This window comes from Arthrobacter sp. Leaf337, from assembly GCF_001423745.1.
Classification (GTDB): Bacteria; Actinomycetota; Actinomycetes; order Actinomycetales; family Micrococcaceae; genus Arthrobacter.
Genome location: NZ_LMPC01000028.1, coordinates 173,218 through 194,763 on the forward strand (window position 1 = coordinate 173,218; position 21,546 = coordinate 194,763).

Below are 21,546 nucleotides of genomic sequence, written 5' to 3' on the forward strand. Positions count from 1 at the left end.
GCCGCAGGGAACATTTGGGTCAAGGCTTACGATGACCGTTCCCGGAGCCGTCCGGGTTACCAGAATTCCCTGCTTCCGATGCCTCGCACAAACAGAGAGTTCTTGGACGGCGGCCTCCACGGCGGCCTCCAAATGGGATCGCGTGTGTGCGTGGATGGTGATGGAATCGTGTTGCGTGCGTTCATGCTCGTGGAAGTCCGTGCAGGTGGAATTCTCTGTCTGCATTTATCCACTGCTCCTACAGTTCATTCGCGGTGGGATATATAGCCCTGGGAGTTGTTCTTCTGCCAGCGCCAGTGGTCTTCGCACATTTGGTCCACGGTCTTGGTGGTGGACCAGCTGAGGTCGGCCACAGCGGAGGTGGCATCTGCCCAGAAGGCAGGGAGGTCTCCGGCGCGGCGGCCGGTGAGCTCATAGGGGATGGGCTTGCCCACGGCCTTCTCAAAGGAGCGCAGGACCTCCAGCACGGAGGAACCCTTACCGGAGCCGAGGTTCCAGCGGAACACGCCGGTGGTGTCCGCGATATGGTTCAGGGCCGCGACGTGCCCTTCCGCCAGGTCCACCACGTGGATGTAGTCGCGCAGGCAGGTGCCGTCGGGGGTGTCGTAGTCGCCACCGAAGACCATGAGCTTCTCTCGGCGGCCCACAGCCACCTGGGCGATGAACGGCACCAGGTTGTTGGGGATACCCTGCGGGTCCTCGCCAATCCGTCCGGAGGGGTGTGCACCCACCGGGTTGAAATAGCGCAGCAGGGCTATGTGCCAGCGCGGGTCGGCGGCGCCGAGGTCGGAGAGGATGTCCTCGATCTGTTCCTTGGTGCGCCCGTAGGGGTTGTTGGCCCCGATCTCCATCTTTTCCACATAGGGGATGGGGTTGTGCTCCCCGTAGACGGTGGCCGACGAGCTGAAGACGATGGAGCGGACGTCATACCTGTCCATCACACGGATCAGGTTCAGAGTGCCTACAAGGTTGTTGTAGTAGTACTTCAACGGCTTCCGCACGGATTCGCCCACCGCTTTGAGGCCAGCGAAGTGGATGACGGCCTCGATGGCTGCGCCGGCAAAGACCTTGTCGATGGCGGCCTCGTCCACCAGGTTTACCTGATGGAACTCTGCGGTCTTGCCGCTGAGTTCGGCTACGCGGCGCAGCGACTCCTCGCTGGAGTTGACCAGGTTGTCGATGACGACCACGTCGTGGCCGGCTTCCTGCAGGGACAAAACAGTGTGGGAACCAATGTAGCCCGTGCCCCCTGTGACCAGGATTTTCATGAACGGGTGCGGGTTGGGTCGGCTGGTATCGCTTCAATATTCCAGCTCGCGGTATGACTCTGCCCCGGGAGGAGGACTATGAGGTCCGTCCTGGTGTTGAAGGCATTAGGCGGACAGGTCATTGGTTCTACTGCCAGGCCAGCTCTGCTGGATTCCGCATCAGGGAGGTCGGCTGTGTGTATCTGCACCCAGGGGCAGTCCCGACCCCATGTCATCGAAGTTCCGGACCCGTCCCATGTAGTCAGGCATGCGGTTGAGTAACCTTCGTTGTCACGTACGAGATCAGTGAACGCATGGTCGAGTGTTGTGGAACCGATGAGGCGGGGGGCAACAAAGTCGTAGTGTCGATCCTCTGAAACGTCGCTAACTCCTGTAGGTATCAAAAGGTCCGGGCTGACTTGCTGCACTTTTCGTGCGGGCAGTTCGAGAATCCAGTCGTCGACCCGGCCCTCCCCGGCGACCAAGTATGGGTGCCCGGCGGCCCCGTAAGGTGCTGAGCCGGGGCCGGTGTTGGTGGCTGTAACAGTGGTGTGCAGCCCGGAAAAATCCAGCTGGTAGGACACCTGTACGTCCAGGCGGAAGGGGTAACCGCTCCTCGCTTGAACGACGGTGGACAGAATGACCGAGGACTCGTCCGACTTAACCGGGCACCAGTCTTCCCAGGCCAATAGGCCATGAAGTGCGTGGCCCCGGCTCGGTTCGTTGACACCGAGCTGGTATTCCACACCTTCGAATTCATACCGTCCCGCGATAACCCTGTTAGGCCAAGGCACCAATACTGCCCCTCGGTAGGCGGGGCGGACCTGATGTTCCGAAAAGGGGAGAATCAGGTCCCTGCCGTTGTAGCGCAAGGAGCGTAACGATGCACCGACGCTGGCTATTTCGGCGGTGTAGGGGCCGCAGCGCAGCGTGGTCTGCCTACCTGAGATCGGAACGGTATCGGCGCTCATCCTGGACATCACGAGGCTGGTCATTCGGAGGCCGCCAGGCGGAAGGTGAGCGTCCGCGCCTCCGGCGCCAAGGCGGACTCGGGCCAGACATCCGGGCCACACGAGCGAGTGCCGAGCCCGTGCTGGGCCGCGTCGAGGTATAACCATGAACGCGTGGCCGGAGGCAGCTCATGCGGGTGCCGGGCCGCGGCGAGCTCCTGGGCCGTGTACCGGCTCAGGGTGAAGCCCGGCAGGCGGCCCCGCGAGTCCGCGAACGCGTCTACCCGTACCCACGGCTCCGAGCCCCGGAGCAGGTCGAGGGAGCGCATACCCCCGCGGTGACCGGTCTCCTGCGGGCACGCATACGGCACGGCGAGCTGATCGATCCCGGCTGCGTACCGTCCCACAAGCGCAGCTTCGAGGCTGTCAGGGTAGGACTCGTGCGGTCCCAGCCCGAACCATGACGCCGCGTCCACGTCGGCGGGCAGCCCGAACCGCACACCGACACGGGGCCACACACCGTCCCAATCGGAGGACGGCAGAATGTCCACCCGCAGCCACAAACCTTCGGGGTCAAGAATCCATTGCTCCTCGACGGTGACGGTGCGCACCTGGTCCGCCGCGGCGTACCGGGTGCGTACACGGAGGGCACGGTCATCAAGCACTTCGACTGCCTCAACACGCCCGTGCAGCCGGTCCAGACCGGCCGCGTGCCAACGCGCTGCCGACGAAGGCCCGGGAGCTCCTACACCCGGGATGCCGTCTGCGTCTGGCACCCAAGGGTCGGTGTCGATGTATCCGCCCCGGGATTCGCCGCGGTCATTGTCCGTGGGCGCCCGGAACAGCTCAAGCCGGGGCCCATCCACAGGGAGGCCAGCGAGCTTAACGAGCCGCCCTTCATCGAAGACTGCCGGCCCGAGCTCCAGGAGCCCGGCGCCTTCTCCCGGCCGCCAATTTCCGCCCAGGAGCCCGGCTGCAAACGGCAGCGGGCGCCTCGCGGGCGACGCGAGACGGCCCTGCGCTGAGGCGACTTCGTGCCCGGAATGCGCCCACCCGGCATCCTGCTCGAGGACCGCCTCGACGGTCACCCATACCTCTCCAGTGCATCCCTCGGCGGACACCGGAAGGGGGACCGCGGCCGAGGCGCCAGGGGCGAGTGGACTACCGTCGAGCCCATCGACGGCGAGCTCACCGGAGGCGACTGGTTCGCCGTCGTCCTCGATCCGCCAGCGAAAGACCATGTCTCCCAGATCCGCGCTGTGTCGCAGGTTGGTCACCCGTACACAGGGCTTGCCGCCCGGCTCGAGCCCGTCAAAGGCAAGTCCCACGGGCGCCACGACGGTCTTGAACTCATACAGTCCCGGCGAGGGCATGGAGTCGGAGAGGATGAGGCCGTCGAGCACGAAGTTGCCGTCATGGATTTCCTCGCCGAAGTCGCCGCCGTAGGCGAAGTATTCGGTGCCGTCCGCAGTGCGGGCGGCGATACCGTGGTCGCGCCACTCCCAGACGAACCCGCCGTGCAGCCGCGGGTATTTCGCGATGAGGTCCTCGTACAGCGATATGTTCCCGGGCCCGTTGCCCATTGCGTGGACGTACTCGCACAGAATAAACGGCTTGGTCCGCTGCCGCGCCCCCTCGGCAGGGGAGCAGCCCAGCAGCGGTGTGGTGTCGCCGTCGCGGCCGATTGTCTCCACCTCGGGCAGTGTCGCGTACATGCGGGAGTACACGTCGGTGTACGCGCCGGCGTAGTCGTTCTCGTAGTGGACTGGTCTGCCCGCATCCCGTGCATGCACCCACGCGGACATAGCGGCGAGATTCTGTCCTGTGCCGGACTCGTTGCCGAGGGACCACATGACGATCGAGGGACGGTTCTTGTCCCGCTCCACGGTCCGTTCGATCCGGTCAAGGAGCGCCTCGCGCCACATCGGCTCGTCGCTCGGGTTCCGGGCCCAGCCGTGCCGCTCGAACCCGTGCGTTTCGAGGTCGCACTCGAGGATTACCCAGAAGCCCATCTCGTCCGCGAGCTCGAGCAGTCGCGGGTGGGGCGGGTAGTGGCTGGTACGGATTGCGTTGACGTTGGAGCGCTTCATGAGCGCGAGGTCCTCGCGGGCGAAGTCCTCGTCGAAGACGCGGCCCAGCGTGGGGTGGGTCTCGTGGCGATTGACACCGTGGAACACCACTTTGCGTCCGTTGACCAGAAATTGGTCTCCCACGATTTCTACGGTGCGGAAGCCGATCCGCAGTGACACCGTCTCGGCCTTGCTGGCCACGGTCGCATCGTAGAGCCGCGGGGTTTCGGCGGTCCAGGGCTCGACGGCAGAAACAGGTACCGGTGCAACATCACCGGGATTAGCCCACTCGACGTCGATGCCGAGCTCGGGTACGCGGAGGCGAACAGGGTACGACGATGCCGGCGCTTTCACTTCCGGTTCCAGGGTCCCCGCCCCGTCGTTGTAGCCGGTCCGGAGCCACACGTCCTCGATGCCATCGGCCGGGCGGGACAAGAGGGTCACCGATCGGAAAATTCCCGGCAGCCACCACTGGTCTTGGTCTTCGAGGTAGCTCGAAGCGGACCATTGATGGACGCGGACTGCGATGGTGTTGGTACCTGTGCTGACAGCGTCGGTGACGTCGAACTCCTGGGCAAGGCGACTTCCGGCGCCCCATCCGACTTCTGTGCCGTTGACCCATACCTTGTACCGGGATTCGACGCCGTCAAAGCGCAGGACGACGCGGCTCTCGCCGCCTGTGTCGTCGGCCTTCCAGCCGTCGGGCAGCTCGAACGTACGGCGATAGTCCCCGGTGGGGTTTTCGTCGGGGACGAACGGCGGGTCGATTGGGAACGGGAACTGCACGTTCGTGTAGATCGGGCGGCCGTACGATCCGTCGCCCTGGAGCACCCAGTGGGAGGGTACGGTGAGCGAGGCCCACGAAGAGTCGTCGTACTCCGCAGCGGCCATCGCTTCCACGGCCTCCCCCGGGGACAGCACCCCACGCCCGCCGGGTGTTCCGGGGACTCCCTTGAGGAGTCGGAATCGCCATTGCCCGTCGAGGGACAGGGACGGGGCGTCGGTGCGAAGCCAGGAACGGGCTGGTACTCGCCGTCCTTCTCCCGGGCCCGGGTCGGTGACGTAGGCGGTGGAGGCTGTGGCCTCCGCTGGACGGGGGCTCATTTGACGGCTCCTTCTGTGAGGCCTCCACGCCAGAAGCGCTGAAGGACGATCATGGCGATGGCGAGCGGGATGACAGACAGCAGTACGCCGCCGGTGGTCAGCTGGTAGAACTCCGGGAGCCGGTCTGCCTGGCTAAGCCAGTTATTCAGACCTACCGTGATGGGGAACAGCTTCGAGTCGGAGAGCATCACCAGCGGCAGGAAGTAGTTGTTCCAGATGCCCACGAGCTGGAACAAGAACACCGTCACCAGGGCGGGAGTGAGAACCCGCAGCCCCACGGAGTGGAAGATGCGAAGTTCGCCCGCGCCATCGATTCGCGCAGCCTCCAACAGCGCCGGATCCACTGTTGCCTGCGCATAAACCCGACACAGAAACAGGCCAAACGGCGAGACGAGTGAGGGCAACAGGACGCTCCAGTACGTGTTGGCGATGCCGAGCTGGCTGAAGAACAGAAACAGGGGCAGGGCCGTGGCGGTGCCGGGGACGAGGACGCCTCCGAGGACGAGCCCGAAGATGAGACTGTTGCCCCGGAAGTTGTACTTGGCCAAGGCGTAGCCGCCAGCAGCGGCGAAGTACGTCGCGGCCAATGCGCCAACCCCTGCATACAGAATTGAGTTGAGGAACCAGCGCACAAAGACGCCGTCCCCGTAGGAGAGGACGTTGGCAAGGTTGTCCCACAGGACGAAATTAGGGGCGAACAGGAAACCGTTGGTCGCGAACAGGTCTCCGCTGGTCTTGGTCGCAGCGACCACAACCCAATAAACGGGGACCAGGAAGTAGAGCGCGGCTACGACAAGCAGACCCGTGACGAGGATCGTTGTGGAGCCGGGGCGTCGGCGCCGGGTCACAGGGGGCTCCCCGGCGACGCTCTGGGGCCGGCTAAGGGTGGGAGTGGCAGTCATGAGGACTTCCTGTTCGTGAACCGGAGGAAGGTGAAGGAGAGGATGAAGGCCGCGAGGGCGATGAGCACGGCCTGGGCTGCGGCAACGTTGTAGTCGTTGTATGCAAAGGCAGTGGTGTAGGCGGAGAGGTTCGGGGTGTATTGGCTGTCGACGGCCGGCGCCACAGTCTGGAGGACTTGCGCCTCGGCGAACAGTTGAAGCGTGCCGATGATCGAGAACACCGTTGTGAGCACGAGGGCGGGCCGGATAAGCGGCAGCTGAATGGTCCACGCGACACGGAAGGGCCCCGCACCGTCCACGCGCGCAGCTTCATATATCTCGCCGGGGATCGACTTGAGCTGGGCTATGACGATGAGCATGTTGTAGCCCGTGTAGCTCCACGTAACGATGTTGGCGATGGACCACAGCACGGTGTCCGGGCCGAGGAAGTTCACGTTGAGGCCTACGGACGTGGCAGCGTCCACGATCGGGCTAAGACCTGGGACGTAGAGGAAAGACCAGAGAATGGTCGCGATGACGCCCGGCACGCCATACGGCATAAAGTAGGCCGCGCGGAAGAACCCGGGCCACTTGGCCGAGGCCGACTCCAGCAGGAGCGCAAGGACTGTACAGAGGGCGATCATGACAGGAACCTGGACCACGCCGAAGAGCAGTACGCGGCCGATCGAGGCGAGGAAGCTGCCGTCCCCGAGGGCGCGGGCATAGTTCTCGAACCCCGCAAACCCGGAGTGGACGCCCGTCTCGCCGAAGAGGCCACTGCGGGTCACTTTCGTAAAGCTCGAACCGACAGCAGCGATGATCGGGAAGATGAACGTGAGGGCAAAGAGCGCCAGGAAGGGCGCGAGCAGTATCCAGGGTGCACGGGTGACAGCGCTACGCTGCTGCCTTGCCCGTCCGCGCCCCTCCCGCTGGACTGCTGACGGATGTGCTTGTGCGGTATCTGCGGTGGCGCTCATGCCTGCTCCTTTCTAATCGTCAGCCCTTTGTTCCTGAAGGCGGTCATGATCTGCTGCTCGGCGGCTGCTACGGTGTCGACCAGGCTCGTGCCCGATGCCTTACGGCGGAACCCGTCGCCCAGGATGTTGAAAGACTGCGTGGTGACCGGCCACCAGGACCAGTCCATGTTCTGCGACTTACTCGCCGGAACGATGACGTCCTGGTTGTAGTTCTGCCCGCCGAAAAAGTCGGAGGGCTTCTCGCGCTTTGCACCAATGATGCCCGGCACGGGCGACCATCCGATGCCACTATTGGCGATCTCGGCGTCGATGCCGGCCTGCGTGGACGTCATCCAGACAGCGAACTCGAGGGCCTCGCGGGGGTGCTTGCTGTTAGCCAGGACCGCCGCGGTGGAGCCGCCCAGGTAGCTTGAGCCATACCCTCTGGGGTCCCAAATGGGCATGGGCGCCACGCGCCACTTGCCCGCTCCGCCGCTGACGCTCTGCACAAGGGCATCGGCCCAGCTGCCGCTCGTGAGCGACGCGAGCTCCCCCTTCGCAGCCGCCGCGTACCAGCCGGGGGTGAAGGGTCCATAGGCGGTGGTGACGATGCCGTCGTCGATTGCCCGGTCAAAGAAACGCGCGACGTTCAGCGTTGAGTCGTCGGTCATGTTGATGACCCATCCGTCCTCGGCTGGGCGCAGCCAGGAAGCGCCAGCCTGTGCGGCGAAAGAGACGAAGTAGGAGGTGTCCGCGAGAGAAAAGCAGTCGATGTAGGCGTTGGCACCGCGGAGTTCCTTCCCAACGGCTGCCCACTCCTCCCAAGTCACCGGTGCCGCCGCGCCTACCTTGGCCAGGACGTCGGGGCGGTAGAACGTGGCCATCGGCCCCGAGTCCTGGGGGATGCCGTAGACGCCCCCGGAGAAGCTCACCTGGCTCCAAAGTGCGGGGTCATAAAGGTGTGCGTATTCACGGGCACCGTAGCGCGAGAGATCCACGAGCCCGTTGACGAGCATGAACTCAGGAACGGTACGCATTTCAACCTGCGCTAGGTCAGGGCCGCCGCCCGCCGCTAGCGCGGCGTAAAGCTTGGAGTACCCACCACGGTTGCCGCTGGGGATCCAGACCGTCTCAACCTGGACATTGGGGTGGCTCGCGTTCCAGATATCGGCGACCTTCTGAACATTCTTGAGCCAAGACCAGTACGTGAGTGTCACCTTCTCACCGGTACTGGCCGCAGGAATGGCAGGTGCGGCATTGACGGAAACAGTGCCCGGAGTGGCGCATCCGGTGAGAAGGGCAAAGGCGGAGGCGCCGAGTCCACCGCAAAGGAGTTGTCGTCGTGTCAGAGATGGCATGAGTCCCACTTCGTTATGGTCAGCGCCGCGGACACGGCGCCGGGGCCGTGCGGCCCGACGTGACAAGGCTAACACAAAAGCTGAGTGGATGCTCAGTTTTTAATGAAACTAGACTGGATTCCATGACTAAGAAGGCGAACGCACGCTCAGGCCCGCGCGGCCCCTACGCCAAGACCGCTGAGCGCCAACGGCAAATTCTTGAAGCCGCCGTAGAGGTCTTCGGGTCACGGGGCTACAACGGCGGCAGCATCCAGGACGTCGCGGACCGGGCAGGGATCAACCAGACCACGCTCCTCCACCATTTCCCCACCAAGGCTCAGCTGCTCGTGGCGGTGCTCGAGTACCGCGACCGGATCTCCACGAGCACCCCGGGCACACGGGAGCGGTTTGCCGAAACCATCGTGCGGCAGGCGAAACACAATGAGCGGATTCCCCACCTCGTAGAGCTCTACTCCGTCCTCTCCGGAGAAGCCACGACTGAGGACCACCCGGCCCGTAACTACTTCGTCCAACGCTTCGCCCGGCTTCGGAAGGAATACAGTGGGGAGCTGCGGTACCTCGCGAGCATTGGCCGGCTTCGGCCGGGCGTCGACCCAGATGTCGCGGGCCCTACCATCGTGGCTCTATGGGAAGGAATTCAAACCGAGTGGCTCCTCAATCCTGACACCGTGGACGTGCCCGGCATCCTCAAGGGCTACCTCGACCTGATCCTTGTGCCGGAAGAAAATGCAGGGTGGTCATCTGGTACCGAGACCCCCGTGGAAGCGCTGAATACACTTTGAAGACGATGCTTCACTAATCGGTTCCCGATAGAGGCGGCCGCCGTTCCCCGCCACGGGGCCACGGCAACGCCGAGAATGGATATTCGGTCAAGTAGCTATCGGGTAATGCCACGAAGCAGGAGCCGTGTGAGGGTTCCCGCACGCCTTGCCCGTAAAAGTTTCTCTGAGGTCGCCTCGCCCTAGAGCAGCGTTGGACAGGGTGACGGGGAGCGCGGGCAAGTTGCGGCGCCGGTCTGGCGTCAGAATAGCGCGAAATTCCGCATTGTTGACGGTGGCTCATGATGTTCTCAGATCCCACCCTGACAGTTGGAGGGGCAGGAAACCGAGCTGCGGTAGCCCGAGAACTATCAAAATAGTCCGAAGAATCAGGTCTTGATGGAAGTCGCTTAGCGAAGGGGCGGGTGATGTCACCTCCTGCGGTTCGTCAGGTGTCTGAGAACCAGGCCGGAGCTCCACCTACGGGGCAAGTCTTCCCACGTCAGGCGCCCCGACGTCAGGTTGGGGTGTACTGAAAGCGGATTGTGTTGTCATTCCTTCCGCCGTTCTATCGTCAGAGCACGATGGTGCTTTGGCGGAGAAGGGTCAATGGTGAGCATGGTCAGCGGATCGTGTAGCCGCCGTCGATTGTAAGAGTGTGTCCGGTTATTAGTGCGGCGGCGTCGCTCAGGAGAAATGTCACTGCCCCTGCTATGTCTTCCGGTTTACCGAAGCGGCCGATGGGGATCCTGGACAGGAGTTCGGCTGCCCAGTCGGGGCGGTTGAGGGTTGAAGCGGTTAGTTCTGTGCGCACGAAGGTTGGTGCTACGGCGTTGACGCGGATTCCGGTTGGGGCCCATTCCAGGGCCAGAATTTTGGTGAGGTGAATGAGGCCGGCTTTGCTGGTGCCGTAGGCGGCGCGTTCCTCGATGGCGACGATTCCTGCTTGCGATGCGACGTTGACTATTGCCCCTTGGGTTCCGTTTTTTATCCAGTGCCGGGCCAGCGATGTGGTTAGGAAGAAGCTGCCCTTTAGATTCGTGTCAAAGACTGTGTCCCAGTCTTCGGGCGTCAGGTCGAGTGCGGGTTTGGGTATATTGACGCCCGCGTTGTTCACGAGCAAATCGATTCCGCCGCTCTCCTGTATCAGGTCGTCAGCGAACCGGTCTATCTTGGCGTGCTCAGTGAGGTCAATGGCTAAGGCAGGCGTTCCGTAGCGTTCGCTGATCAGGTGTGCGCTTTGGGCCTCGCGGCTGGTTCCATAGACAGTCGCGCCGGATTGGGCGAGGCCATCGGCGATAGCCTTGCCGAGTCCGCGGGCTGCTCCGGTAACCAGTGCTTTCTTACCGTCCAGGCGAAAGTCAGGCACTTGTGAAATCCAGCCGTCGGATGTCTGGTCTAACCAGGGCAGGGCGGGGGCACGTTATTTCGCGGCCCCGACATCGCCAGAGCGGGCGTGTCCTTCGAATCGTTCCACCCGTGGGGCGCGTCCGCTGAGTTCCCGGAAGAAGAAGCCGCGGCTGTGGAGGTATGCGGCCAAACCGTCCTTCGCTGGAGTTGGCCAGACGGATGGCGGCGTAGCCTCGCTGGTTGATGAGCTGTTCAGCTGCGGCGCGGATGGCTCGGTAGCGCTGCCCCCGGGCTTTCTCCCGCAGCCCGACGTGGCGCCTATCAGCGGTTGGTACCGAGCGCCCGTTCCCAGCCGCGGGGCTGTAAGTTTCGGTGTCGATAACAATCATTTGAACAGCACGATCTGGCGGATGGCCTTTCCGTCGGCGAGTTCATCCATCGCCTCGTTGATCCCCTCCAGGGCGATGACCGACGACGCCAGCTTCTCGACCGGCAGCCTTCCTTCGCGCCACATCTGGGCATAGAGCGGGATGTCGCGTGCGGGCACTGCCGAGCCGAGGTAGGAACCGATGATGGTCCGGGCCTCGGCCGTAATTCCAAGCGGTTCGATTGCTGACATTGCTCCGGGAGCCGGCAGTCCGACAGTTACGGTGGTGCCACCGGGCGCCGTTGAGCGTACCGCGGTTTCGAAAGCCCGCGGATGGCCCGCTGCCTCGATGACGAGGTGGGCACGGATGCCCAGTTCTTCGGCTGCGCCAGGAGAGTAGGTCTCTGTGGCCCCCAGTTCCCGCGCCACGGTCAGTTTGTCCGGGTTCGCGTCGATCCCGATGATCCGAGCGGGTTCATCCCACGCTGAGCAGACCGCGACGGCGGTCAGCAGGGCTGCCATTCCGACTCCTCCGAGCCCAACGATCATGATGTCCTGTCCCTCGACGGGGTGGCCCGCGTTGATGACAGCCCCGCCACCGGTCAGCACAGCGCAGCCAAGAAGCGCAGCGACCGACGGCGGCACGTCGCTACCGACAGGAACAACCGAACGCCGGTTGAGTACGGCATGCGTTGCGAAGCCCGAAACTCCTAGATGATGATGAACTGGCTGGCCGCTGCGTGTGAGGCGGGTGGGTCCGCCGGGCAGTGTTCCGGCCCCGTTTGATTCTGTGCCCACGCTGCATGGCAGTTTGCCTTCGGTCCGGCAGTTGACGCACTCCTCGCAGCGCGGCAGGAAAACCGTGACCACCCGCTGGCCCGGTTCCAGGTCATCAACCTCCGTGCCAACAGTGACGACCGTCCCGGCAGCCTCATGGCCGAGAAGCATGGGTAGCGGACGGGGGCGGTCGCCGTTGACGACAGAGAGGTCCGAGTGGCAGATGCCTGCAGCCTCCATCCGGATCAGGACTTCCTTCGGTCCCGGTTCGGCGAGGTCAAGCTCCGCAACTAAGAGGGGCCGGGACTGGGCATACGGGCGGGGAGAGCCCGCGGTCTCGAGGACCGCGCCAGTAATCTTCATGGTTCCCTTTCCTGAATTCGGCTGTGATATCGGCGATCCGATAGGTGCCGGGCCGACGACGAAAGTTGCGGGCGGTTACCCGCTGCATGCCACACGGCTTTTTGGATAGCTCCTATGTGGGAGGGGTGGATGCACTAAAGGGCTCTGGGTGCTGGCAGGCATCGGCAGCTTGATGGCCGGTTACTGACAACTAACGCATTTCAAATACGTATGCTGCAAACTTAGTTTGGGGCGGACCCTGATCCGTTGCTGCCGGTGAGGCCAGCCAGCTCGGTGCTTCCACGGACGATGAGATCGCAGGGGAAGTTCACCTTCCGCGGCGCGTGTTTTGGTGTGTGGACTCGGTTGATCATCATTTCTGCTCCGGCGCGGGCCATTTCGCGGCTTGGTTGTCGGACCGTGGTGAGGCTGAAGGAGTCCCAGGCTGCCATGTCGACGTCGTCGTATCCGATGACCCAGCAGTCCTTGGGCTGGATGTGGTGGGCTCGAAGGGCGTCTAAGGCGCCGAAGGCCATGTGGTCGTTGGCGCAGAAGATGGCTTGGGGCCGGTCGGCGCGGGCGAGCAGCCGGTTCGTGATCTGGGCGCTGATGTCGTGGGAAAACTTGCCGTCGAAGCGGAAGTGTTCTGGGACGACGTGGCCCTGCTCTGCCATTCTTCCGAGGAATCCGCGTCCGCGTTCGCGGGAGGTACTGGCGTTTTGCGCGCCGCCGATGAAGGCCACACGTGTCTTGCCGTGTGCCAGCAGGTAGTTGGCGACGGCGGTGCCCCCGGCGGTGTTGCTGCTGGTGACCTGGTCGCAGTCCAGGCCTTCCACTACGCGGTTGATGAGGACGATGGGGCTGTTCTTTTCGATGGCTGCCTGCAGTTCCAGTGAGTCTTCGGTGGCGGTCGTGAAGATTACTCCGTCGACGGCGTGTTCGCGGATGGCCTTGAGCGCGTCGTGGTGGCTTCCGCCGCCGGCGTTCCAGATGACGACACGGAAGCCAGCGGCGTCGAGTTCGCGGCTTAGTTCGTCCAGCACTTCGGGGTAGAAGGGGTTGGTGAGGTCCGCGACAACGACGCCGATGGTGTTGGTCCGGCGGGTTTTCATGGCTTGGGCGCCGGCGTGCGGCACGTAACCCAGGGTTTCCATGGCTGCCTGGACGCGGGCTTTGGTGGCCGGTGAAAGTTTCGCGGGGGAGGACATCACACGGGAGACGGTCGCCTGGGAGACACCGGCGAGTTCTGCTACATCGCGGCTTGTGACCATCGTGCCCTCCTTTCCGTTGACTGATTGTTCCGGTACAGGGTGCACCGGGCTGCTGTACTGCGTTGTTTTCAGACTAGGCCAAGCTCAACCCACCCACTGGCACCCCGGACCCTGGGCAGTGTGGGGGAGGCCGGAGCGGCGGATCCCGCTGGTTCGGGCTCCGCCGCTCCGGCCGAGTAATGCCACTCTTCCGGTTAGGCTTTCGTTCCGGTGAGGGCCGGCCTCTTGCCGATTTCAGCCAGGTCAAGGTCTTTGGTTTCCTTCGCGAAGGAGACCGAGATCATGGCGATGATGGTTGAGGCGATGATGATCAGTACGACGGGCCAGGTCCCGCCGCTCCAGAGGACGAGCGCGCTGGCCAGCGCGGGCATGAATCCGGCGAGCAGGATGGATGCCATCTGGTAGCCGATGGAGATTCCCGAGTACCGCACGGCGGTGGGGAAGAGTTCGCAGTACAGCGCCGGGAGTGGTGCGTAGACCAGCGCGTGACCCAGGGCCAGGAACAGTGCGACACCGAGGATGATGGCCAGTTGCTGGCCCGTGCCGACCAGGGCAAATATCGGCCACGCGGTCAGCACTATTGCTGTGCCGCCGAGCAGGAAGGTCCGCTTGCGGCCGATGCGGTCTGAGAGGCGTCCGAAGACCGGGATCATGATGATGTTCAGGGCAGAACCGATCATGACTGCGGTCAGTCCGTAGTGCTGCGGGACCTTCAGGGTGGTGGTGACGTAGGAGAGGACGAAGACGGTGAAGAGGTAGTAGTTTCCGGCTTCGGCGAAGCGGGCGAAGATGGCGATCAGCAGCGGCTTGCGGTGGTGCTTGAGCAGTTCGGCAATGGGGGCTTTGCGGTGCTGGGCCTCCTTTGCCATTTTTTCCTTTTCGGCAAGGAATTCCGGGCTCTCGGTTGCGTTGAGTCGGATGTAGAGGCCAACTGCGGCCAGCACGATGCTCAGGAGGAAGGGTATGCGCCAGCCCCAGGTTGTGAAGGCGTCACCTGTCAGGGCGCCGGCAAGTGCCACGGCTGCGGTGCCCAGGAGGAGACCGCACGAAACGCCAATCTGTGGCCATGAACCGTAAAAGCCACGTTTTCCTTTGGGTGCGTTTTCCACGGCGATAATGGCGGCCCCGCCCCATTCCCCGCCCACCGCGAAGCCCTGCGCCAGTCGCAGCACACACAGCAGGATAGGGGCCAGCACTCCGACAGCCTCATAGGTGGGAAGCATGCCGATCAGTGCTGTGGAGGCGGTCATGATCGCGAATGTGAGGATCAGGGTCGATTTTCGTCCGATCCGGTCACCAAGGTGACCGGCGACGAACGCGCCGAGCGGGCGGGCGACGAATCCGACGCCGAACGTTGCCAAGGCCGCGATCTGGGAGATGCTCGGGTCCATTGCGGGAAAGAACAGGGGCCCGAAGACCAGGGCGGCAGCGGTGGCGTACACGGTGTACTCGTACCATTCAACGATCGCGCCGATGGTGCCGGAGAACAGGGTCCGTCGGCGGACCTGTTCTGTTGTCATGGACTTCTTGTCTGACATGGCAAAACTCGATTCTTGGGAAAGCGATCAGGGGTTCTTGTCAGTTCCCGAAGGTGTGATCGGACCAAGGCAGGGTGGTACCGCGGTACTTGGCGGCACGGACGTCGCCCGAGCGGGCGTGTCCTTCGAACCGTTCCACCCGGGAGGCGCGCCCGCAGAGTTCGCCGAAGAAGGCGCTGGATTCGGTGTTGGTCACTTCCTGGTAGGTCACGGTGCGCAGGTACTTGCCGACCCAGAGGCCGCCGGTGTAGCGGGCCGCGCCGCGGGTGGGGAGGACGTGGTTGGTGCCGATGACCTTGTCTCCGTAGGAGACGCAGGTTCCTTCGCCCAGGAACAGTGCGCCGTAGTCGTGCATCTTTTCCAGCGCTTCGCGGGGGTTCTCGGTGAGGATCTGGACGTGTTCGTAGGCGTACTCGTCGGCCAGGACGTAAGCGTCGTCGAGGGTTTCAACCACGTGGACGGCACCCCAGTCCCGCCATGCGGCACCGGCGTAGTCGCGGGTGGGCATGTCGACCAGGATCGTGTCGATGTGCTCGATAACTTTCCGGCCGAGTTCTTCGCTAGTGGTGATCAGGACAGCGGGCGAATCGGGGCCGTGCTCAGCCTGGGACAGGAGGTCCACTGCGACGATGAACGGGTCAGCGTGCTCGTCGGCCACGATCAGGACTTCGGTGGGACCGGCGAAGAGGTCGATGCCGACTTCACCGAAGAGCTGGCGCTTGGCCTCGGCCACGAACGCGTTGCCGGGCCCGGCCAGCATGTTGACCGGCTTGATGGTCTCGGTACCGATGGCGAGGGCGGCTACGGCCTGGATGCCGCCGAGCAGGTAAATCTCGTCGGCACCGGCCAGGTACATGGCGGCGACAGTGGCATCAGGAACCTCACCCTGAATTAGGGGTGTGCAGGCGGCGACGCGTTCGACACCTGCGACCTTGGCGGTGACGATGGTCATGTGCGCGCTGGCCAGCAGCGGGTACTTCCCGCCCGGGATGTAGGCGCCGGCCGCTTGGATCGGAACATTTTTCTGGCCCAGGAAGACACCCGGCAGGGTTTCAATCTCGAAGTCGGACAGTGACTCGAGCTGCTTCTGCGCCATCACCCGGACCTGCTCCTGGACAAACTTGATGTCCTCGATGGTCTGTCCCGGAACGCGGGCCATGATCTCCTCCAACTGCTCCTTGGTGAGCAGGAAGGACTCGGGCGCGTACTTGTCGAACTTCTCGGAATATTCGCGGACGGCTGCGTCCCCGCGTTCACGGATGTCCGCAATGACGCCTTCGACGGTGGCTCGCACCTCAGGGGTGCTGCCCCGGTTGACGCTGTTCTGAGCTGGCTCCTTCAACATCACGGAGTCCACGGCCGAACTGATTGCTGCTGTAACTGTCATGAGGATTTTCCCCTCCATCGTCATTGATGGGCGACCTTTGAGCGCCCCGATCCAGACCAACGGCCTGCTTGATCGTCAACTGTATACGTATACATTCGGGTCCACAATATGTTCCGCTGAAAAATGTATACGTATACCTTGTGCGGGTTGGTGGTGCATCGGGTCGGGTCGTGATCGGTTTCGGCGGTGGGTTCTCCATGCGGCGGCGCGGACGAGCCCCCAAAGAACATCGAGCGTGAAGGACGACCACCCCGGAGCGGCAGCTGGATTGACCAATGACGCCCTGAACAAAACGCGAAAATGCAGCTTCCGTCAGACAAATGGCCGGTCAGGTTGAGGTGTGCCGCAACCCGGCGAAGGAGTGATCGGCTGTGGTTGCGACTCGGCCCATGAAATACCGCTCGGCCGTCACCGAGTCTGCGACGCAGTCTGTCGCTGGACACCCAGCCTGGGAACTGGAGGTCATCGTCCGGGTTCCGACCTTCCAGGGTTGCAAGAGTGTTTTCGGCCCAAAAAAATGCACTTTGTCAAAGTCGAAGCCAACAGTTGTCAGACCGAGTCGGGAAATGGGACGGTCTCCCCTGCCGGTTAGTGCGGTCCGTGTTGAGGTGAAATCGGCTGAGCTGGCGTATGGGTCATCGACCTCGAACGTCTTGCGGGACGCTGCCGGAGGCCAGTCACCGTTGATCAGCAGGCCGGTTGGAATACCAGCAAGGAATTGACGAGTCAACGGTGGGCGACGACAATGGGGCTACATTTCCTGAGGGTTCCGTGGGGTTTTGTACAGTGGGCAGAGAATCTGGCTTTAGTCGGCGTGGGACTCGAAGGTGGAGACGGTTCGGCTTTCCAGGATGGGGATGATGGTTTCGGCGCCAATGCGCTGGAAGTGGGGGGTCTGTCGGTGGGCATCGAAGTCCTCGGAGGTTCGGTAGGTCTCCAAAATGACGATTCGCGAGTGGTCCTCAACGCCTTGGAAGTATTCGTATCGGAGGTTTCCAGGTTCCTTGCGGCTGGCTTCGGCTAGGGCACGCAAGTTTTCAAGGACATCCGCTTCCCGTCCGATGAGCGTTGTATAAGTTGCTACGACTTCAAATCTGGTCGCTGACATGTGGTCCTTTTCCGAGCTGGATATGGGGAGGTCGTTAAATGGTCACGGCATTGCCGTACAGCGCGCCCTCGTAAGGGGTGAAGCGGCGCATGACGTCTGGGTCATGACCGGGAACGATGATGAGGCCGGTTGTCTTGGCCTGCTCTCTGAGGTACGCGAACAGGTAGTACATCGCAGGAAGATTGCTGATTGCGATGAACGGCATGTCCCGTTCCAGTTCTTCGTAAGAGTGCATTGCGTCCGAAGCGAGCATGACGAGTTCGGCTGTGGTCTGGAGTCGGACCATGGCCTGCCCGGGGGTGCGTCCGCTGACTTCTAACACGTCGAGCCCGGGCGCGGGGGAGCAGTGTCCTCTGAAGAGATTGAGCTTTCCTGCGCGGTGACCTTGTCGTAGATATCCTATTTCCTTCTCTTCAGCGTAGTAGGAAAACTGGGTGTGAGCCGCGGTCGGCGAGGTCCAGAACCTGTATTCGGATTCGGCCATGTGGAAAGCTGCCCAGGGAAAGAGGTCAGCGTTTCCACCCTGGTGTGCCTTACCTGTTGTTATGCAAATATCCGAGTAAACGTCCGGAGCCGCTACCGCTTTGCTTGGCACGCCGTGGTGGTGATGATGACGATCACCAGGACAGCGACACTCATAAGAGCAGCGAAAGCGACGGCTGCGACAGTAAGGCTGGGCCCGCTGTCGACCCGTAAGGGCAGCATCGGCGCGAAGTGGGACCAGGTAGGCCGGCCCCTCCGAGGCCTTGGCTACCCCACCACAGACCGGATCGACGATGGTTGCGTCTCCACCGGCTGCCAGTTGGAGCCGGCGCTGCTGCTCAGTTCTGCCGCATTCAGGACGCGCTGAACTTGCAGCGCGTCTGAAAATGAGGGCTCCGGCTGCTGTGCAGCGGCTATCGCTCGGACCAAATCCACCACTTGGTGGGTAAAGCTGTGCTCATATCCCAGCCCATGGCCTGCAGGCCACCAGTTTCCCACATAGGGATGCTCTGGTTCGGTGACGATTATTCTGCGGAATCCGGCGCTTTCGGTGTTTTCGGTCCCATCGAAAAACTGGAGCACATTCATGTCCTCGAAGTCGAAGCACACTGAGCCGTCCGAACCGTTGACCTCAAGTCGCATCGCGTTCTTGCGTCCCAAGGCGAAACGTGTGGCCTCGAACACACCGACAGATCCGCCGTCGAACCTGGCAGTGAACAGAGCGGCGTCATCAACGGTTACCGGGCCCCGTGCCGCATCCGGGGCAGAGTCGCCTTGTCCGCCGAGGCCTACGAGGTCGCCTCCGGCGGGCCGTTCCTTGACGAAGGTTTCCAGAACGGCGGACAGGCCCGTGATCTTCTGCCCGGTGACAAACTGGGCCGCGTCAACGATGTGAGCGCCGAGATCCCCCAGCGAGCCGGAACCCGATTTCTCCTTGTCGAGCCGCCAGGTCAGGGGGGCGTTTTCGTCGGAAAGCCAGTCCTGCAGGTACTGTGCCCGAATGTGTCGGATAGTGCCGAGTTTCCCCTGTTGGACCAGCCGGCGTGCGAGAGCCAGCGCAGGGGTCCTGCGGTAGCTGAAACCACACATCGCGAAAATGCCTGATCTTGCCGCCTCTTCCGCCACTGTTGCCATCTGCTCGGCCTCCTCGACCGAGTTGGCAAGGGGCTTTTCACAGAGGACGTGCTTTCCTGCCTTCAATGCTGCCATCGCGATCTCCGCGTGGGTGTTGCCTGGTGTGCAGATGTCGATGAGGTCGACGTCATCACGTCCGATGAGCGTCCGCCAGTCGGTTTCCGTTTCGGCCCAGCCCATTTTCTGTGCTGCCCGCTTCACCGCAGGCTCATTTCGTCCGGCGAGTACTGCAAGTTCCGGTTGCAGGGGCAGATCGAAAAACTTGGGGGCGGTGCGCCATGCGTGCGAATGCGCGGCACCCATGAAGGAATAGCCCACCATTCCCACTCGCAGGGGCCGGTTAGTGTCCAGCGACATATCTATGTCCACTTTCTCGCGGGTCAGGCTTCTCGCCGGGTCCGCGGAATACTTGAAGATCGAAGGTAAGATTCAGACTCAGATACCAGGGAGTTAGGCGGAGGGTGCTGCCCCTACCCTTGAGCCGGCCATGAACACCTCCTGCACTGACGGCCAGGCGAGCAGCGCGTCCCTGACTGCAGGCAGGGACTCATCGTTCACGGCAGCGGTATAGGCGGCACTTAGAACATGCTCCATACTTACCCGCTCCCTCTGCTGGGCCGACAGAACAGCTGCCTCTACCATTGCCAGACTGAGCACATTGGCGTGGATCTCGCCGGAGGGAACGGTTCCCGTCCGCAGAGCACTCACGAACTCAGCCAGGGACCCTTCAATTTCCTCCGCCCCGTCGTGGTCAACCCGCTGTGGCAGGGACACCTCGCCCGTGCCTTCACCCGCAATTTCGAAGTCGGCCTGGTTCTCCCCGTCCCAGCGTGCTGTGCCGTGTGCCCCGCTGATGCGCCAGCTGCCGTTCCAGGAAGTTTCCAGACCGGGGCTGCACCAGCTGCCGGAATAGATGTACCGGGCACCGCCAGTGAATTCGAAGATGGCAGTGGTCGCTGCGTCCCCGGCGTACCAGCTCCAGCTGGGGTTGTATTCCTCGCAGTAAACGGACACGGGCTCCTGGTCCAGCAGATAGCGGGCCACGTCGAAGGCGTGGATGGCCATGTCGACGAGCAGGACGTGCTCCATTTCCTCACGGAAGCCCCCGAAGTGAGGAGCCTTGAAGAACTCGGTCGTCACGGTTCCGACATCCCCCAGCGAGACCAGGTTGTCTTTCAGCTCGGCCAGGTTCCGGTAGTAGCGCCGGGACTGGCTGATCATCAGCAACTGCCCGCTCATTTCGGCGGCGGCAGCCAGGGAAAGCGCCTGACTGACTGTTGGCGCTGCCGGTTTTTCGCACAGTACGGGCAGCCCTGCGAAGAGTGCCTCCACGTTCGTTGGATGGTGTGCCACGGGCACGGTCACGTTGATGACCGCCTGCGCGGCAGTGGCGTTACTGACCTCAGTCAGGTTTGTCCCGCAGAGCACGTTCTCGATGCCCGCGTCCCGAAGTGCTGCTTCTGCTGCGGCGAGGTTGAGGTCAACCAGTCCTACGAGCTCAACGTCGGGCGATGCCATCAACACCGACAGCCATTTTTTTCCCATCAGTCCTGCCCCGAGGAGGACGACTCTGACGGGCGACTTCGTATCTGGCAGGGTGGCGAAGGTGCTCAATTGTGCATTGCTCCCTTGTAGCCGTGGCCGTTGTAGAAGTCTTCTGTTTCGTAGCGCAAGAGCACAGGGCTTGTCCGCTCGGGACGTTCGGTCTTGGCCCATTCAACGCCGTTGGCGATCACCCGACGTACATCCTTGTGGTGGTAAACCGGGTAGTCCTGGTCCCCGGGGCTGAAGAAGAAGATCTTGCCGTAGCCACGCTTGAACGTGCAGCCGCTGCGGAAGACTTCCCCGCCGGAGAAGGTGCTGAGGAAGATCAGTTCATCTGGCGCGGGGATGTCAAAGAATTCCCCGTACATTTCCTGCTCGGGAATGATGAACGGGTGCGGGATGCCCTTGGCGATGGGGTGGGTGGGATCTACTGTCCAGACGATTTCGCGGTCCTGCTCGGAGCGCCAGCGGAGGGTGCAGCTGGTGCCCATGAGCTTTCCGAATATTTTTGACCAGTGCCCGGAGTGCAGGACAACCAGGCCCATGCCAGCCAGAACGTGCGTGTGCACCCGCTCAACGACGTGATCGGAGACCTCTGCATGGGCGGCGTGCCCCCACCACACCAGCACGTCGGTGTTTGCCAAAACCTCTTCGGTCAGTCCGTGCTCGGGATCATCGAGTGTCACGGTGGTTACCTTGGCCTGCTGGCCCAGGTTCTCCTCGATGCCCTGCCGGATGGTGTTGTGCATGCCCTCGGGGTAAATCTCCGCCACCTTCGGCTGTACCTGCTCGTGGCGGTTCTCCCCCCAGACGACGACCCTAAGGTGCCCGGCGGTGCTTGTTTCAGACATTGTTTTCCTAACTTTGTGTACGTGGTGGTGGAATAATCTCGGACTCGGTGGGTCCCGACGCGAGTGTTTG

General features: G+C 62.8%; 17 protein-coding genes. 1 reads left to right on the plus strand and 16 read right to left on the minus strand.

The window, feature by feature from the left end:
* Positions 1 to 245 precede the first annotated feature (245 nt).
* Genes galE through ASF98_RS19605 form a run of 6 tightly spaced genes read right to left on the minus strand, consistent with a single transcriptional unit; the run spans position 246 to position 8,565 of the window.
* Positions 246 to 1,268 carry a UDP-glucose 4-epimerase GalE gene (gene galE / locus ASF98_RS19580; RefSeq protein ID WP_055805550.1) on the minus strand — a complete coding sequence of 341 codons (1,023 nt, stop codon included), beginning with the start codon at positions 1,266 to 1,268 and terminating at the stop codon, positions 246 to 248.
* Positions 1,265 to 2,242 (minus strand): aldose 1-epimerase family protein, encoded by a 978-nt coding sequence (locus tag ASF98_RS19585; RefSeq protein WP_308192092.1) that lies wholly within the window; start codon positions 2,240 to 2,242, stop codon positions 1,265 to 1,267. The genes galE and ASF98_RS19585 overlap by 4 nt, the downstream gene beginning before the upstream one ends.
* Positions 2,239 to 5,370 (minus strand): glycoside hydrolase family 2 TIM barrel-domain containing protein, encoded by a 3,132-nt coding sequence (locus tag ASF98_RS19590; RefSeq protein ID WP_055805553.1) that lies wholly within the window; start codon positions 5,368 to 5,370, stop codon positions 2,239 to 2,241. The genes ASF98_RS19585 and ASF98_RS19590 overlap by 4 nt, the downstream gene beginning before the upstream one ends.
* Positions 5,367 to 6,272, minus strand: coding sequence for a carbohydrate ABC transporter permease (locus ASF98_RS19595; protein ID WP_028271805.1), 906 nt, complete (start codon positions 6,270 to 6,272; stop codon positions 5,367 to 5,369). Before ASF98_RS19595 ends, ASF98_RS19590 begins: the two co-directional genes overlap by 4 nt.
* Positions 6,269 to 7,228: a carbohydrate ABC transporter permease gene (locus tag ASF98_RS19600; RefSeq protein WP_055805556.1), complete on the minus strand. Its 960-nt coding sequence runs from the start codon at positions 7,226 to 7,228 to the stop codon at positions 6,269 to 6,271. The genes ASF98_RS19595 and ASF98_RS19600 overlap by 4 nt, the downstream gene beginning before the upstream one ends.
* Positions 7,225 to 8,565: an ABC transporter substrate-binding protein gene (locus ASF98_RS19605; RefSeq protein WP_055805559.1), complete on the minus strand. Its 1,341-nt coding sequence runs from the start codon at positions 8,563 to 8,565 to the stop codon at positions 7,225 to 7,227. Before ASF98_RS19605 ends, ASF98_RS19600 begins: the two co-directional genes overlap by 4 nt.
* Before the next feature lie 122 nt (positions 8,566 to 8,687).
* On the opposite strand from ASF98_RS19605, the gene ASF98_RS19610 reads away from it, so the two are divergent.
* Positions 8,688 to 9,347 (plus strand): TetR/AcrR family transcriptional regulator, encoded by a 660-nt coding sequence (locus ASF98_RS19610; protein ID WP_028271802.1) that lies wholly within the window; start codon positions 8,688 to 8,690, stop codon positions 9,345 to 9,347.
* Between the two features lie 598 nt (positions 9,348 to 9,945).
* On the opposite strand, the gene ASF98_RS19615 is transcribed toward ASF98_RS19610, so the two are convergent.
* From ASF98_RS19615 to ASF98_RS19660, 10 genes are all read right to left on the minus strand, one after another.
* Positions 9,946 to 10,692: an SDR family NAD(P)-dependent oxidoreductase gene (locus ASF98_RS19615; RefSeq protein WP_055805563.1), complete on the minus strand. Its 747-nt coding sequence runs from the start codon at positions 10,690 to 10,692 to the stop codon at positions 9,946 to 9,948.
* Positions 10,693 to 11,058: 366 nt separating this feature from the next.
* Positions 11,059 to 12,180 (minus strand): alcohol dehydrogenase catalytic domain-containing protein, encoded by a 1,122-nt coding sequence (locus tag ASF98_RS19620; RefSeq protein ID WP_055805566.1) that lies wholly within the window; start codon positions 12,178 to 12,180, stop codon positions 11,059 to 11,061.
* 221 nt (positions 12,181 to 12,401) lie between these two features.
* Complete coding sequence (locus tag ASF98_RS19625) at positions 12,402 to 13,430, minus strand: LacI family DNA-binding transcriptional regulator (protein WP_055805569.1); 1,029 nt, start codon at positions 13,428 to 13,430, stop codon at positions 12,402 to 12,404.
* Positions 13,431 to 13,624: 194 nt separating this feature from the next.
* The gene (locus ASF98_RS19630) at positions 13,625 to 14,968 is read right to left on the minus strand and encodes an MFS transporter (protein ID WP_055805572.1); all 1,344 of its coding nucleotides are present in this window, start codon (positions 14,966 to 14,968) and stop codon (positions 13,625 to 13,627) included.
* Positions 14,969 to 15,008: 40 nt separating this feature from the next.
* Positions 15,009 to 16,355: a histidinol dehydrogenase gene (gene hisD / locus ASF98_RS19635; protein WP_082506965.1), complete on the minus strand. Its 1,347-nt coding sequence runs from the start codon at positions 16,353 to 16,355 to the stop codon at positions 15,009 to 15,011.
* 805 nt (positions 16,356 to 17,160) lie between these two features.
* The gene (locus tag ASF98_RS19640; RefSeq protein ID WP_055805575.1) at positions 17,161 to 17,463 is read right to left on the minus strand and encodes a putative quinol monooxygenase; all 303 of its coding nucleotides are present in this window, start codon (positions 17,461 to 17,463) and stop codon (positions 17,161 to 17,163) included.
* A 34-nt stretch (positions 17,464 to 17,497) separates the two neighbouring features.
* Entirely contained in the window at positions 17,498 to 17,947 is a 450-nt protein-coding gene (locus ASF98_RS19645; RefSeq protein WP_055805578.1) for a hypothetical protein, read from the minus strand.
* A 266-nt stretch (positions 17,948 to 18,213) separates the two neighbouring features.
* Complete coding sequence (locus tag ASF98_RS19650; RefSeq protein WP_055805659.1) at positions 18,214 to 19,431, minus strand: Gfo/Idh/MocA family protein; 1,218 nt, start codon at positions 19,429 to 19,431, stop codon at positions 18,214 to 18,216.
* A gap of 99 nt (positions 19,432 to 19,530) precedes the next feature.
* Positions 19,531 to 20,694 (minus strand): Gfo/Idh/MocA family protein, encoded by a 1,164-nt coding sequence (locus ASF98_RS19655; protein ID WP_055805582.1) that lies wholly within the window; start codon positions 20,692 to 20,694, stop codon positions 19,531 to 19,533.
* On the minus strand, positions 20,691 to 21,476 hold the full coding sequence (locus ASF98_RS19660) for a ThuA domain-containing protein (protein WP_055805584.1): 786 nt from the start codon (positions 21,474 to 21,476) through the stop codon (positions 20,691 to 20,693). The genes ASF98_RS19655 and ASF98_RS19660 overlap by 4 nt, the downstream gene beginning before the upstream one ends.
* Positions 21,477 to 21,546 lie beyond the last annotated feature (70 nt).